This window comes from Nostoc cycadae WK-1, assembly GCF_002897135.1.
GTDB lineage: Bacteria > Cyanobacteriota > Cyanobacteriia > Cyanobacteriales > Nostocaceae > Nostoc_B.
Map to the genome: position 1 here is coordinate 144,650 of NZ_DF978434.1, position 15,879 is coordinate 160,528.

A 15,879-nucleotide genomic window follows, 5' to 3' on the forward strand; every position below is an offset into this window, starting at 1 on the left:
TGGTCAAGAGTCAATGGTCAATGGTTAAGAGCTAAGAGTCAAGTACAAACCAATAACAAATGACAAAGCGCAAAGTCTGAGCGCCGGCTTCCGGCGATCAGAACTTTGTAAGAGAGGACTAACGACTAATTTTTGACTACTCGCAAACGCTGACTCACCATTGTGATCCCTTCACCCCGAACAATCACCGCTGAAATCCAGTGATTACCAGGAGTTGCGGGTGCGCGTCCAACTTTAAAAATTCCGCCGGATGTGAGTAATTGCAAATCTAAGGATGAGGGAGCGAGATATTTTTCTACTTTAACTGGTTCTTCTGTCGCTGTTCCTAAGAGAAAATCATCTCCTAATGGTTCTTTAACGATCGCATCAAAACTGTATTGTTGTCCGACTTTTACCTGCTGGGGTAATTTAATATCAAGTTGGGGCGGTTGATTACCAGAGGTAATTAAAGTACGTTCCCCTAAGATATCTTGACTAACAATTTTGCCGCCAGCAATTCTTTGACGAGATGTGATTGTTGCATTCAGCGCCAATTTATTAGCGTTAGTCGATGGTGCGCTAGAAATGTTAGTCACTGTTTCGGCAATAATGGTATTACCTTCAGATTTCCAAGATTGTAGCTTTGTGGTGTAGCGTAACTGGGGATATTCTTTCCAAAGAGTCAGTAGGGCTTTTTCCAAGTTTGTCCGGTTTAACCCATCTCCATTAGTAAAATTAGGACTATAGAATTGGAGTACGGCTTTAGCGTTGCCTTTACTAGCAGCTGTATCAATTTGTGTTAGTAAATTGTTTAGTTCTGCGGGTGCCTTTGGGGGAGTTGCAGCTTGCACATTGTGTAAACTGCTAGTTAAACTCAGTGTCAGCAGTGATAATAACAGCCAACTTTGAGTCGAAAAGCTGGGTTGGCGTTTGAGGAATACAGCAATAATGTTAGTCATTGGTAACAGTTTACTGATTTTATTCATGAACGTAAGGAAATTGTTTTATCTTAATGAAGCTAGGCGCTAAACGGTAGAGGTTTGATGACAAACGCACCGATAAAATTACTCATAGCTGCCAGTGGGACTGGTGGACATTTGTTTCCAGCGATCGCACTGGCAGAAAAACTGCCAGACTATGAAATTGAATGGTTGGGTGTGCCGAATCGACTAGAAACGCAACTTGTTCCCAAACAGTACCCCTTGAATACTATTCCAGTTGAAGGGTTCCAGCAAGGTTTCGGACTCGCATCTCTAAAGATTTTGGCTAAACTCATTGGTTCGATTATAGAAGTTCGACGAATTCTCAAACAGGGCAAATTTCAGGGCGTATTTACGACAGGCGGTTATATTGCGGGGCCTGCGGTGATTGCGGCGCGTTCTTTAGGTTTACCTGTAGTTTTTCACGAATCTAATGCTTTACCAGGAAAAGTGACACGCTTTTTTGGCCCTTGGTGCAATGCAATGGCGCTGGGATTTGACGCAGCAGCCAAGTATTTACCCAAAGCCAAAAATGTCTGTGTTGGTACACCAGTGCGATCGCAATTTTTAGCGGCAGAAATCCCCCCGCTAGATTTAACTATCCCCGATAATGCGCCGTTAATTGTGGTTTTTGGTGGTAGTCAAGGCGCAGTGGCTGTAAATAAATTCGTCCGTCAAGCTGCGAGTGCTTGGTTAGACACTGGTGCTTATATTGTGCATTTAACAGGCGATCGCGATCCCGATGCAGGTATTTTTAAACATCCGCAATATATAGAGTTACCCTTTTATGACAATATGGCGGCGCTGTTGCGGCGTGCAACTTTAGCAATTAGTCGTTCTGGTGCTGGTAGCTTAACAGAATTAGCCGTGTGTGGCACACCCGCAATTTTGATCCCTTACCCCTTTGCGGCGGAAGATCATCAATCTTACAACGCAGATGTATTTACCAAAGCTGGCGCAGCAATTACAGATAAACAATCAGAGTTAACAGCCGAAAAATTGCAAACTCAAGTTTTACAGTTATTGCAAAATCCTGCCGAGTTAACCAAAATGGGGGAAAATGCCAAAGCGATCGCCGTTCCTGATAGCGCTGATAAATTGGCTTCTTTATTGCGAGAAGTGCTGGAAAGTTAAACAATTTAGTAGAAAGACACGAAATTTCGTGTCTTTTTTATATATGATGAAACTCAAAATCTGCCAGGGGAATGTGTGATAAATTTGCAGGTTTATAGCCAGTATTTTGGATAAGTCCTTTCCTTGGCTAGATTATTAAAAATTACAGCGCACAACACAAGGATAATAGAACCTTCTAATACAGGAGTGAAAAGAAAGTGCCAAGGAGCTTTAGTCATCATGACAACTAATACAACTGCACCTGAAGGTGGATGCAAAGTTGCAGTTAATTGCATGATTCCAATAGCAGTAGCAACAGCCATTCCCATTGCCCAAGGTTCTGAACCAAAAAGATGCAGCACAATTAGGCTGACAATAGCCGCCAAACAATTACCACCAATCACATTCCGCGGTTGAGCCAAAGGACTATCAGGTACACCAAAAATCAAAACGCTAGTAGCACCAAAAGGAGCAATTAGTAAAGGAGAATTAGTTTTAACAGAAAGATAAGCTGTTAAAGCTATGCCAAAAAAACTCCCGCACCAACTCCAAAAAATATGTTTGTGATGAGGAATCTCTAAAGTAACAGAGCGTCTACTTGCACGAATTTTAAACCAGTAGCCATGTAATAATTTATAGTGAAAATTTTTGATATATGTATGATTAATTTGTCTTTTTGGTAAAAAACTTTTCATGGTTAATTATAAAAAAATAAAAGAAACTAGCCTTAATCTAAAATGTTGCTTTTCTCTAAATAAATGTTAGGTAAGAATTTACATATATTTCAAAATTTGGGGAGACATAAACTCAAGTAATTTAAAAAGTCATGATTTCATGACATTAATGTTTAGAATACCCCCTAACCATGTCAATAAAACTTTAAAAAGATATAAATAACTAATATTAAATATTAGTTAAAGTTATATTTTATGAAAAATAATCAGAAGTCTGTTTTTCTGGGAAAGAATTGTATTAATGAAAAAGCTTGGAATTACTTTATCTCAACTCCAAGCTTCATCTTCAGCACAACATTAGACTTCTTGCATAAATATTATTTTGCTTCACGCAAAGACGCAAAGAAAAAGATGAAAAGAAGGACTTTTGCAAGAGGTCTGTTGTCTACTATTTACTCATCACTAAATAAATACCCCAAATAGCCATCGCCCGGAGATAAGTACTGGCGCGGAAAGTCCCGGCTGCGGTAATTGCTTCTGGTGTGCGGAATTGCAAACCATTTTCATAAATTTGCTGCACTACAGCTTGTGTTAGCCGCAAAGCTTCATCCTTCATTCCCATTTGTACCAGAAACGCCGCTAGTCCAAAATTGATTCCTGTCCAAACTTCTAAAGGATGGGTAGCCTTGGGGTTTTCTGGTGAACCATCGGGAAGTACACCATTCGCCGCACCAAATTCACCATTTTGGAATTTCAAGAAACAAGCATCATAAACAGTCTTTAGGGCAGATAAAGCGCGATCGCTCGGTACAATATCCGGTAGTTCTAGTAATCTGGCATAAAATTGCCCACATAATTGATCTGCCATCACCACAGCAGAACCACTCTCACTATCTAACCTGTAATATTGTCCATTCCACAACTTGTCCTGATAAATTGGGAGAGATTGCGCTAACCAACCCTCATAGATAGACTTCTGTTTCTCCGCGCCCTCTGCGCCTTGGCGGTTCGTTATTAAAATATCACTAATTGCGATCGCCGCCTCCAAAGCTGCCAACCACAACCCTCCACAATAAGCACTCACCCCCAACAACCGCCAATCATCAAAGGTTTGGTCTGGTGCGCCTGAATTTTCAGGAATTCCATCACCATCTTTGTCGAAAGTTTTCAGGTAGTCGAGAGTCTGCACAACTGCATCCCAACAATCTGCCAAAAATTCTACATCATCACCACCAGTCAGCAGAAAATCTCGGTAAACTTGCAAGACAAAATCGCAACTTAAATCTTTCCACAAATTACAGTCTTGATAGCAGGTGTAATTAGTCTTATCCCAGACATGTTCATTGGGTGCGCCTAAATCGTGGGGTGTGGCACCAGCAACTTTACGGGTGGCGGTTGTTGTATCTGCACCAATGGTATAGTAGTAACCAATAATCCGTTGATGGTCATCACTTTGGGGAATTCCCCGTGCAAACGCCCGCATCACCGACTTTTCTAATTCGGGGAATAGTAGCAGTAAACCAAAGGAACCATATAACCGCACATCTAAACTTTCATACCAGCGGTAATCTAAACATTCCAGCACGGCAAATTGGCCGATAGGGTCAATTTTTGATGCTGCGCTCCAGAGAGTACCACCACTAGTTAAGTCGTATAATTCGTTAAATAGCGCCATTTTGAACCAATCTGGCAAATCTTCGCGTTTGAGAATTGGGGCTTGCCAACTTTCAATTTGCGATCGCCAAGTTGGATAATTTGCTAAAGCAGTAGTCGCAATTTCCCAAGCTTGATTCCCGTCTTTCCCAAAGAAATCTGTATATCTACGGTAATAATTCACTCCCGTGGCAAATTCTGTTACTGGGAAATCCCAAGCCAACACAAAGGGAATTTCTAGAGTTTCCCCTGGTTGCAGAGTGAAGCGAACTGCGATCGCAGTTCCTAAGCGTTGATTTTCTGTCGCTGGATTTGTATCTAGATAATTAGGTAAAGAACCATTACTCGCAAAGCTTTGCCATACTTCATCACCTGTACTTTCAGGATGCCATTTGCTGTGGTGAAAAACTTCTACTTGGGGATGTTTCAAGGTGGCAATACACCAACTCCCATCACCTTCTTGTACAGGTGCAGTAATTCCCCCCCTGCCTAAAAAGCAACCAAAGTATTCAGAATTTTCTACTATTTGATTGTAATTGCCCTGACTTTCGCCCCAGCGCGGCTGATACTCATAAACTGGGCTACCATCATCGCGTATCTGCACTTCCGGTGATTTCAACGCATTAGTAAACCAGCCCACCATATTTTCCCAAGTCAACATAATGCTGAGGGTAATCGGTGCATTGCTGGGGTTATACGCCTTCCACAAAAACACCGCCACCGGATAACTCGTTTCTTGATAATTATTTGCCCAAATTGGCGAAAATTGCTCACAAGTTAGCTGTGCTTGAAACACATTTTCATACACAAACCAACTGCGCGGGTATAAAGCATGATATGTCCCTGTGGAAGTTGACTCACTACTGGCTGGATACCATTGCCAAGCATTGAGACTGCCATCTTCTGGTGATTGAGTAGATAAAGCGTAGGCTTGAGAAGATGTGCCGTTCGACTCAAACACACTAAATTGACAAACCGGCACATTTTTGAAGATATGTTCACCGCCATCGATGTGCCACAGGTTAAAATCTCCCCTAGAAGAACGCCCAATGCAACCTGCACCAAAACCACCCAAAGGCATCCCGTGCCAAGGGCCATCATCAAGATTACTGGCATAGCGGACGGTATAAGGTTTGTCCCAGCCTAAACCAATGGGACGATTCCAAGTGCAGGAGGGGATTTTTGGGGAGTGTTGATTTGTCATCGCCTGATGTTACAGCGTGCGGTTACGCTAAGGAAGCTTAACGCGATGTGTAATTTTTCTCAAGTTTTTTCTCCCAGGTCAAATGACTTCCTTTAGGAAGATGAACTGTCAAGCTAGTACGTCTAAATTAATCACGGATGTCTGCTTAAGCACTAGGACATTTCAAGGCTTAACCTGTTGTTAAGCCTTTTTTTTTGGGAAATTTGGTGCGATCGCTTTCATCTTCGATAGCTATTTGCAATAAACAAATCAAAGTTATGCAAAAAACGCATGAATGCGGATGCAATAAATTCCAACAAATGCGATTCTCATTGTTGTAGGAATAGGTTGATGCTGATAGAGATAGATACCCCTGGCAAAAACCGGGGGCTTTTTATTGGCTAGAAAAGTCAGGATTTACTCACAAAGGTGAGTAGCCAAAATTAAGTGTTAAAGCCTATTTATCTAGCCAATATTTAGTAGTGTGTGTTACAGCAAAGGTCACGCACCACTACAATGATCAAGATTGTTAGTTTGTCAGTAAATAGATTTTAGATTTCTGTATATTTCAGTAATTCAACGTTATTTACCAACTTTTTTCGTGTTAGGTTGGTAAATAACAGATGAATTGAAAAACTGCTAATGAGTCCTAAACGCATTTTAGCTTTTAGTTGTTGGTTATTGTTTGCTTGCCTATTAGTTATTGGTTGTAATCAAGCAAATACACCCAACTCAGCCACAAGTGCTAGTCCAACCGCCCAAATAAGCACTTTAACTATTTCAGCCGCAGCTAGTCTCAAAGATGCACTCGAAGCAATCAAACCAATTTACAATCAGGCAAAACCAAACATTAACCTAGCCTACAACTTTGGTTCATCGGGTGCTTTACAGCAGCAAATCGAACAAGGTGCAAAAGTTGATGTTTTCATCTCCGCCGCCACTAAACAAATAGATGCACTGGATAAAAAGGGTTTGTTAGTTGATGGTACTAAGAAGAATTTATTGCAAAATCAACTAGTATTAATTGTCCCACAAAATTCTACAAAGATATCAGATTTTCAAGATTTAACTTCGCCTCAAATTAAGAAAGTTGCTTTAGGTGAACCCAAGAGTGTACCAGCGGGACAATATGCTCAACAAGTTTTGACTGCGTTAAAAATTGCTGACAAAATTAAAAGTAAATTTGTTTATGCTAAAGATGTACGTCAAGCTTTGAATTATGTAGAATCCGGTAATGTTGATGCTGGGTTAGTTTACCTTTCCGATGCAAAAAGTACTGCAAAAGTCAAAATAATAACCACTGCACCAGAAAACAGTCATTCTCCGATTGTCTATCCTATTGCAGTACTCAAAAGTAGTAAAAATATTGATGTATCTAAAGATTTTGAGCAGTTTTTATCTAGTAATAATGCAGCTAAAAGTGTATTTAAAAAACAGGGTTTTGTCTTAGCTGGAAGTTGATAGAAAAATACATCTTGGATAAAAGATAGATATTTGATAAACTATGCCACAGGATTTATCACCTCTTTGGATATCTCTGAAAACTTCATTATTAGCCACATTTATTACTTTTTTTGTCGGCATAGCTGCTGCTTATTGGATGCTCAGTTATCGAGGTAAAGCCAAATCTTTAATTGAGAGTATTTTTGTTGCGCCGTTGATTTTACCACCAACAGTTGTCGGTTTTTTGTTGTTGTTATTTTTTGGCAAAAATGGGCCTGTGGGGAAACTTATGGAGCCTTTTGACTTGACGATTGTCTTTACTTGGTATGGTGCAGCGATCGCCGCGACTGTGGTTTCTTTCCCATTAATGTATAAAACTGCACTAGGAGCTTTTGAACAAATTGATAGTAATTTGCTGCGGGTGGCGAGAACCCTAGGCGCAAGTGAATCAACAATCTTTTGGCGAATTAGTTTACCTTTAGCCTTACCGGGAATTTTAGCAGCGACGACCTTGGCTTTTGCCCGTGCGTTGGGCGAATTTGGTGCAACCTTAATGCTGGCTGGGAATATTCCTGGACAAACCCAGACGATTCCAATGGCGATTTATTTTGCTGTGGAAGCAGGCGCAATGGATGAAGCTTGGTTTTGGGCGATCGCAATTATGATCATTTCATTATCGGGAATTTTTGCGGTCAATTTTTGGCAGGAATTTAAACAACAAGGAAGACGCAAGGAAGTAGGAACAAGAAAACAAGAAAGACGATTGACTAAATCTTATTCTGCTTCTGCACCAACTTCTGAAATAGGACTGTTTGTAGACATTGAAAAAAAATTGCCCAGTTTTCATTTGCAAGTTTTCTTCAGTAGCGATGAGCAACCACTAGGCTTGTTAGGCGGTTCCGGCGCAGGTAAAAGTATGATTTTGCGTTGCATTGCGGGAATTGAAACGCCAACTAGAGGGCGGATAGTTTTGAATGGTAGAGTTTTGTTTGATTCTGAAAAGGGAATTAATCTACCCAGCCGCGATCGCCGCATTGGTTTTTTAGTCCAAAATTATGCTCTATTCCCAAATATGACAGTGGCGGAAAACATCGCCTTTGGCTTACCGCAAGGATTATCTGCGTCAAGTGTGCGCGGACAAATTGAAGAACAACTCATAGCGATGCAATTGCAAGGATTAGGCGATCGCTATCCCCATCAACTTTCAGGTGGTCAACAGCAGCGGGTGGCTTTAGCTAGAGCTTTGGCGAGTCAGCCAGAGGCTTTACTTTTAGATGAGCCGTTTTCCGCCCTTGATACTCATCTGCGTAGTCAATTAGAACAGCAAATGACAGCAACTTTAGCCGATTACCAAGGTGTGGCTTTGTTTGTGACTCATAATATGGATGAAGCTTACCGAGTTTGTCCAAATTTATTGGTATTGGAAAATGGTGAAGCCGTACATCAAGGTTCTAAATATGATGTTTTCGAGCATCCTGCTAGTGTGAGTGTTGCTCAATTAACTGGTTGTAAGAATTTTTCTTGCGCTGTCTTTCAAGGAACCCAAAAAATACAAGCACTGGATTGGGGTTGTCACCTCGAAGTTGTCCAACCAATTCCTGATGAACTATCTCACGTTGGTATTCGCGCTCATCAACTGATATTTTCCCTTGATTCAACTCAAGTTAATACCTTTCCCTGTTGGCTAGTGCGAACAAGTGAAACACCTCATCGAATAACGTTATTTTTAAAACTACATACTGCTCCCAATAATCCCAAAGACTATCATCTGCAAGCGGAGGTTTTCAAAGAAAAATGGGTGCAGATTAAAGACCAACCTTACCCTTGGTATGTGCGTTTAGACCCCTTACGGTTAATTTTGATGGAAAACTAACACTTTTGCTTCGCTACTGATCTAAGCGCAGCCATACCCACAGGGCTTTACAGCACTATCACTAACGATATTGCTTGGCTTGGGTTTCATATAAATAGGCATAACGACTACCCAACTTGATTAGTTCATCGTGAGTGCCACTTTCCATAATTGTGCCGTTTTCCATGACATAAATGCGATCGGCCATCTTAACTGTAGATAAGCGATGACTAATTAAAATTGCTGCTTGATTTTGGATCAATTGACGGAATTTTTCAAACACTTCATATTCCGCTTTTGGATCCATTGCACTAGTAGGTTCATCTAAAACTATCAACTGAGAATCTCTTAAAAATGCCCGCGCTAAGGCTATTTTTTGCCATTGACCAATACTTAATTCTTCACCTTGGTCAAATAATTTACCCAAAATTGTGTCATACCCTTTGGGTAATTTAGTAATCACATCATCTGCACCAGAACGACGCGCCGCAGTCATAATACTTTCTCGATTAGCGGGCAATTCAATGTTAGCTAACCAAATATTTTCCTGGGCTGTAAAATTATATTTAGCGTAGTCTTGAAAAATCACGCTGATGTCTCGGCGTAATTCAGCAATTTTATAGTCTCTAATATCAACACCATCAATAGTGATGCTACCAGCAGTTGGATCATACAAGCGACATAGCAATTTAATTAAAGTTGTTTTTCCCGAACCATTTTCACCAACTAGTGCTACTACTTCTCCCGGTTTGATGTTCAAATTGATATGATGCAGTGCTTGACGGGTTGTAGTAGAGTATTGAAAACTAACATCATGAAACACAATACCTGTCTGCATTGGTCGCGGTATTGGTTTGGCATTTACCGGATCAATTAATCTGGGTTTAAGGTCAAGAAACTCGTAGAGATTACCTAAAAATAAATTATCTTCGTAAAGTGCCGAAATGTTAGCTAATAAACTTTTAATATCGTTCTGTCCTCGTTGTAGTGCTTGATAATAAAGCACCAAATCACCCAAACGTAGAACTCCGTTGATAGCTTGATAAATAATTAAAGCATAAATAGCAAATATGAGAATACCAGCGATCGCCTCGGCTGCAAAGTTAGCTATAAAGCGGCGGGTAAAAATTTTCAGGCTTTCTTTATATATTTGTCTGCGGATGCGAAGATACCAATTACTAAAGTAGTGACCTAAATCAAATAAGCGAATTTCTTTAGCAAATTGGTCTGATGTCAGCATCCAAGCTAAATAAAAACCTTGACGTTGCATCGGTGTCCATTTGCGCTGCCAATCATACATAATACGGCTATATTTGACGCGCACTAACATTGCTGGTAATGCAGCCACAAATAAAACACCCAGAATTCCCCAATGGAGTGTTAGTAACAAACCAATCATTGCTACTAAAGAAATACTATTTTGCCCAATCTGTGCTAAACGATTGAGAATTTGCGGTGGTCGATAAGGTGCTTCTTGTTGCGCTCTTTGTAAGGTATCGTAGTATAAAGAATTTTCGTAATACTCTAGGTCAGCCTCAATAGATTTAGCGTTAATAATTCCTTGCATATAGTCAGTTACCCGTTGAGAATGGGCAGTGGTGACTAGTTCTGTTAAGGAGTTAGCCAGAGTGGTTAATAAAGTGACTCCACCAGCGATCGCAATTAAGACTAAGACATTACGAAATGCTGCTGCTTTGTCTGCTAGGCTCAGGTTGGCAGCTACTGCATCAATAATGAGTTTCGAGAGATAAATTGAGATTACTGGTAAGATACCTTGAATAGTCAGTAAGACTACACGGGCGATCGTCCAACCAGGGCTACTTTGCCATACTAAGCGCAATGCAGGCAAAAGTCGCAGAGTATTTTGCAGCTTATCTCGAATTTTTTTGCCTAGTTGCATATTTAAAATGGCGATCGCAGTAAAGAATGTGCAAATGTCAACTCTAATTTCTTAGACTTTAGATTGTAACGGGAGATAGGTTCCCTTGAACAAGGTCATTTTCTACTAACTTCACCAACTCAGGGAGTGCCGCTAACGAACGTTGCCGCCGTAAACTATAAATCGGCACTTGTTGAACTACACTCATACATTGCCTAAAATGTTCTTTGAGAAATTCTGGCGCAGTCAGGGCCTGCATTTCTCTAGAGTGTCGGACTAATTCTCCAAAGCTTTGTTTTGCTTCTAAAGGAACTATTTCTGCGTGAGTTCCCCAACCTAAAACATAAATTTTTTTCAGAGGTACAGATTGTTGAAAGAAGCCGTCTTGCAATCGATGAACACGCTTCACAGTTTGGGAATTTAGTAAAGGTAAGCTTTCTGGTACATGGCCAAAAGAAGCCACCGCATCTGGCCATAGCTTAATTTGCGGAAACCCAGGAATTACTAGCGGTTGTTTTTCACCAACTTGAATTGCCAAAACATCATCTGTCAAAATACTGTAGCCATGAGCGTGAAAACATTCTGCTAAAGTTGACTTACCAAAACCTGAGTCAGCCATAAAGGCCACAGCACTACCATTAATGACTACACTACTAGCATGAAGAACAAGCAAGCCTCTCTGTCTGAGCAATACACACATAATCACACCCAGCAGAAAAGTCCGAATTAATGCTTCATCAACACCAGGGTTGGAATCAATGACAATTTCTTTACCGTCTTTCACCAACACCATACCGAATTCAGCAATTGTAGCTAATAGGTAGTTACCACCATCACTACCCTTCTGTTGTGGTTCATTTAGCTTACCCAAGCGGATAACTACATCAGCTGGTTTATCACTGGGGATGAGTTCAGGTAGGGGTAATTCCGAGTGAATGCCTAAGTTGTATGCTGTGTAAACGTACATCTAAAAATATTGCTGAATGACTACTAAAGAACTATTTTTGTTGATGCAAAACTCGATTTTATTAACGCTGTCATCTTGACAAAGTTCTGGCAATCTGTAATAAAGGAAGCCATCAGGAAAACTATTTCCTGATGTTTCCAAACATTTCATTTAGATTTTGCAGTAGTCCAAAAAAAGTTAGTTTTTAGGATTACTTTCTTCCCTAGCTCTAGATTTGATTTAGGGATAATAGTATCAGTGATGCTATTACACCTATAACCTTGCTAAAGCTATTAACGGGGTACAGGAACAACTACACCATCCCTAGAACCAGTTATGTCACCAGGAGCAGGGAAAGTTTGACCGCCGATTTGGAAACTATCTTTTACGCCTGGTCTTCCAAAAGCATTGGTAACGTTTTGAACACTACCGTAGTTTGTTAATTTGGGAGCTTCGTAAGCTTTTTTCATTGTTTGGGTCTCCTGTTGTTTTTGTTTATTTGTTACTGGACTAGATATTGGCTTTGAGATATTCACCAATTCAGCCTAGGTAGGAGCAGGCTAAAAATGCACTACCCCTAGTCCGACTTATGGTTTATTTGGTTATGATTTAGCCAAAGAGCAAGTGTTAAAGCTTTCCAAACTGGAATTGTCGAATCATCATTTGCATCCTCTGTTGTAGATATAAGGTTTTTGTAGTATCTGTGGAGTGTGTTTAGATCCACAAATTCTTGAAGATTACTGCCATCGTTAGTCATTACTTGATCTACTAGCAGTCGATCAAGATGTAATAACCCACGTTGGAAGTTTGGTGTCATATCTGTTTTGCCACCACGCCACTGCACTTCTTGGGGAAGAATACCTTCTAAACCTCGCCGCATCACTAGGCGAGACCATCCTTGATTGAGTTTTTGTTCTGGTGGTAAAGATAGGCAAAATTCAATCAAGCGTTTATCCATAAAGGGATGACGTGACTCTAGAGAAAATGCGGCAGAACATAGGTCTCCCAATTCCAGTACTGTGGTGAATAAGGCGGAATTTAAGGTACGACATTGTTCCTCTCTCACTGTGATAGCTGGATTTTGGTCTTGATCATGAGATGGTGTTAGAGGATTTATCCCGACTTGTTTAGCGAAGTGAGGGTTGATTAAAGAAGTGACTTGAGGTTGATTTTGTTTGTGACCGCGGAGCGATCGCCAAATCTTCAAGATATATTGAGGAACTAAGGGTTTAATTCCGTAAGTGACGAACAATTTCCGCCTCGAAACTCGAAAATGCTGACTAATTTGCAACGCAGTTCGCACAAAAGTGAGCATTTTTCTCTGTTTGACTAACTCCTGTAAGTAGGGAATGGCATATCCGTAGAAAATGGCTGCCAATGAGGTATCAAAGTGTTGAGATATGGCTTGAGCTTCTTGGATAAATGTCTGCCATTTTCCTTGACGCGCTAACTCCGCAAAATAGGTTATACCGTGAGATACTGTTGTATCACCATCAAAACCATCTAGGGAAATGCGTATACCTGCTTGTTGAGCAGCCCGATTTAATCCCCATACCAGAAAATGGCTAGGCCCAATAAAGGGTTCTTCCATGTATTTATAGTAGTCCTGCCATTCCGATAAGGGGCCTGATTGATCGGCGTGGACATAATGGGGGATAAATCCGCCCTGGTCTAATACAGGGTTAATATATTGACGTTCGTCGCACTCTGGAACTTCTTCAAAAATATTTGAGAAAGTGTGCAGTTGTGCGCCTTTTTCTTGCAATATATCTCTGGCTACACAAGCAATGGAAGATGAGTCTAAGCCACCACTCAAGTGACAACTAACAGGAAATGCACTGCGTAAGCGACAACGAACTGCTTCAGTAAACACCTCTCGGAAAGCTGCTGCATATTCTGCATCTGAGTTTAGTCTTAACTCTTGACCCACTTTTAAAGACCAGTAGGCGTGAGATTGTAATCCACCCGTGTAACTCACTGTCATTGTGTGAGCCGGAGGTAATCTATAGATATTTTTATAGGCAGTAATAGATTTATCTTCTGTAAATGGGTGTAAATGGTTGGCGATCGCAATTTCATTCACCTTGTTCGGCACTTCTGGTAAACTCAAAAGCGCTTTCATTTCCGAAGCAAAGTAAAATTGCTGTCCAGGTTGATAGTAATAATATAAGGGTTTGATGCCAAAATGATCTCTGGCACAGAATAATATCTGCTTCTGTTGATCCCAGATCACAAATGCAAAATCACCCAATAATTTGTTTGGACATTGCTCACCCCATTTTGCATAAGCCGCCAGTACTAACTGGCTATCTGTGATTTTTTCGGGTGGGCAATTATCAATGGATAATGCAGATATTAGTTCATCTCGGTTATCTATACGGATATCTGCTGTAATGACTAACTCGCCATTATGATCAACTAACGGTAATTTCTCTAGCAGCGATTCTGGAGTACTCCACAGCATCCGATGACCTAGACCAATTGCGCCAGAACACCAGACATCTGCACCATCAGGCCCCCGATGAGCGATCGCATCTACCATCACAGCCAGCTTTTGTGGCTCAACTGACTGACTATCTAGATTGTAAATGCCAACTATACCACTCATGATTTATATCCCTGCAAAAGACGGCAATGGAGTAAAGCGTGAGAGATCAGGAAGATAGCCGATGACTACTTGTCCTTGAGTTTCAATCCAAGCATGAGCTTCTAAGTTTCCAGCTTCGCCTTTAACGACTCCGATACGTAATTCGGGTGAATAACCATAGCGAGTCATTAATATTTGGCAAGTTAAAGCCCTCGCTAGGCATTTAGCTCCACCAGGGGTGTAACGTGTGCTAATGTTGATCGCCCAAACAATTTTATTTAAAGAAACTGGTTTTAGACTGGAGTTTGGCTGACTGTGTTGATTTATGAGTTTTCTTAAAGTATTAAAGGATAGTAACCGCATTCCTAGCCGCACTAATCCCAGTAACATGAACGTACTTAATAAAAATTGGCGATCGCTGTTGGTTAGTTGCAGTATTTTAAGCAGACGTTTCATTCTTAATTTCTATCAATCCTTTCGCTGCTAAGTCTTCTAGCAAATCTGAAATATCAAGTTTACATACCTCTGCTTCTACTTCATATTCTGCTAAGATAGCATCTTGAATTTCTTTGATAGTCTTAGGTGATTGAATGAAATTCCATATACTAGCGCCTACTTGATTCAGTCCATAATAAGCACCAGATTTAATATCAAGTATGACCACTTCTCCTTGTAATTCTGAACAAATTTGTTCTCTTGAGGCTACGACACTAACATTTTCAGATGAACTTAATTTTGTAAGCATTCTTCTAGTATAATCACTGATTTTTAATTGTTTATACTAAAATTAATTTATAACACCTTGTGGAAATTACTGTTACGTAAAAGTGATATCTTCATCCTTTGTTTTAAAAATAGCTGACTTTATAAAGTAATTGTGAAGTAATATAATATAGTCGTATAGCCTTGCTCTCTGTAGTTAATTCATCTACTGAATTATAAATGTTCAACGGCATATTAAAGTAATAAATACATCAACTAGCAGTTAAGTAATTTAATGACTAAAAAGTTTCGTATGTTCTCAATTACTCAGAATACACATGTTGAGATACAACGAAATTCACATTTTTGACTGGACAAAAAGGCAAAAAATGACTATAAGTATACAACGAGAAAAATTATACTTATTATCTTATCTATACAATGACAAAAATAATATTTCAAAATTATTTACCTTAAGTCAATATATCTTTTGAAGGATATCTCAACTCAAGGTGAGAAGTATCGATAATTTAAATGGGCTTGCCAAGAAAGCAATTGACCTTTTTGGACAGAATAACAAACAAAAAGTTCCCTAAGCCGGAGATGAATTCTTCAGCCCACCCAGAATAATTACTTAAGCTCAAAACCTATGTCGGGATGACTGGATTCGAACCAGCGGCCCCTTCGTCCCGAACGAAGTGCGCTACCAAGCTGCGCTACATCCCGCTAAAAATAGCAAATATCTTTATTATGATACCACAAATGTCTTGCAAAAGCGAGTAGGCAGAGAAACTGGAAAATCAGCAGATATTGAACTGTATGAGGCAGAAGAACAAAATGAGCAATGACAACTATTGAGCAATGACAACTATATATATAGATTGCTTG

General features: G+C 40.1%; 13 protein-coding genes and 1 tRNA gene. 4 read left to right on the forward strand and 10 right to left on the reverse strand.

All coding sequences use genetic code 11. The features are described from left to right. Window positions 1-125: 125 nt before the first annotated feature. Entirely contained in the window at window positions 126-938 is an 813-nt protein-coding gene (locus NCWK1_RS20425; protein WP_103126002.1) for a hypothetical protein, read from the reverse strand. Window positions 939-1,022: 84 nt separating this feature from the next. Here NCWK1_RS20425 and murG point away from each other — a divergent pair, with 84 nt between their 5' ends. Further along, complete coding sequence (gene murG, locus NCWK1_RS20430) at window positions 1,023-2,093, forward strand: undecaprenyldiphospho-muramoylpentapeptide beta-N-acetylglucosaminyltransferase (RefSeq protein ID WP_096578515.1); 1,071 nt, start codon at window positions 1,023-1,025, stop codon at window positions 2,091-2,093. Between the two features lie 92 nt (window positions 2,094-2,185). Here the strand turns inward: murG and NCWK1_RS20435 are convergent, their stop codons facing one another. Further along, window positions 2,186-2,767, reverse strand: a complete 582-nt coding sequence (locus NCWK1_RS20435) for an HPP family protein (RefSeq protein WP_103125961.1) — start codon at window positions 2,765-2,767, stop codon at window positions 2,186-2,188. Between the two features lie 427 nt (window positions 2,768-3,194). Continuing rightward, window positions 3,195-5,603 (reverse strand): GH116 family glycosyl hydrolase, encoded by a 2,409-nt coding sequence (locus tag NCWK1_RS20440; RefSeq protein WP_103125962.1) that lies wholly within the window; start codon window positions 5,601-5,603, stop codon window positions 3,195-3,197. A gap of 621 nt (window positions 5,604-6,224) precedes the next feature. Between NCWK1_RS20440 and modA the strand changes: the two genes are divergently transcribed. Together modA and modB are read left to right on the forward strand one after the other, a co-directional pair. Continuing rightward, the gene (modA, locus tag NCWK1_RS20445) at window positions 6,225-7,043 is read left to right on the forward strand and encodes a molybdate ABC transporter substrate-binding protein (protein ID WP_103125963.1); all 819 of its coding nucleotides are present in this window, start codon (window positions 6,225-6,227) and stop codon (window positions 7,041-7,043) included. 43 nt (window positions 7,044-7,086) lie between these two features. After that, window positions 7,087-8,898, forward strand: a complete 1,812-nt coding sequence (gene modB / locus NCWK1_RS20450) for a molybdate ABC transporter permease subunit (protein ID WP_103125964.1) — start codon at window positions 7,087-7,089, stop codon at window positions 8,896-8,898. 61 nt (window positions 8,899-8,959) lie between these two features. Here the strand turns inward: modB and NCWK1_RS20455 are convergent, their stop codons facing one another. From NCWK1_RS20455 to NCWK1_RS20480, 7 genes are all read right to left on the reverse strand, one after another. Then, window positions 8,960-10,777, reverse strand: coding sequence for an ABC transporter ATP-binding protein (locus NCWK1_RS20455; RefSeq protein ID WP_096578501.1), 1,818 nt, complete (start codon window positions 10,775-10,777; stop codon window positions 8,960-8,962). 58 nt (window positions 10,778-10,835) lie between these two features. Continuing rightward, window positions 10,836-11,723 (reverse strand): serine kinase, encoded by an 888-nt coding sequence (locus NCWK1_RS20460; protein WP_096578499.1) that lies wholly within the window; start codon window positions 11,721-11,723, stop codon window positions 10,836-10,838. A gap of 272 nt (window positions 11,724-11,995) precedes the next feature. Further along, entirely contained in the window at window positions 11,996-12,172 is a 177-nt protein-coding gene (locus NCWK1_RS29185; protein ID WP_146034014.1) for a lasso peptide, read from the reverse strand. A gap of 107 nt (window positions 12,173-12,279) precedes the next feature. Then, window positions 12,280-14,310: a lasso peptide isopeptide bond-forming cyclase gene (locus NCWK1_RS20465; RefSeq protein WP_103125965.1), complete on the reverse strand. Its 2,031-nt coding sequence runs from the start codon at window positions 14,308-14,310 to the stop codon at window positions 12,280-12,282. A gap of 3 nt (window positions 14,311-14,313) precedes the next feature. Further along, on the reverse strand, window positions 14,314-14,745 hold the full coding sequence (locus NCWK1_RS20470; protein ID WP_096578495.1) for a lasso peptide biosynthesis B2 protein: 432 nt from the start codon (window positions 14,743-14,745) through the stop codon (window positions 14,314-14,316). Then, a complete protein-coding gene (locus NCWK1_RS20475) occupies window positions 14,729-15,034 on the reverse strand; it encodes a PqqD family peptide modification chaperone (protein ID WP_103125966.1) in 306 nt (101 codons plus the stop codon). Before NCWK1_RS20475 ends, NCWK1_RS20470 begins: the two co-directional genes overlap by 17 nt. 609 nt (window positions 15,035-15,643) lie before the next feature. Then, window positions 15,644-15,717 (reverse strand) — tRNA-Pro (locus tag NCWK1_RS20480). Between NCWK1_RS20480 and NCWK1_RS29690 the strand changes: the two genes are divergently transcribed. Next, the gene (locus NCWK1_RS29690) at window positions 15,690-15,839 is read left to right on the forward strand and encodes a hypothetical protein (RefSeq protein WP_187308196.1); all 150 of its coding nucleotides are present in this window, start codon (window positions 15,690-15,692) and stop codon (window positions 15,837-15,839) included. The genes NCWK1_RS20480 and NCWK1_RS29690 overlap by 28 nt on opposite strands. Window positions 15,840-15,879: the final 40 nt, after the last annotated feature.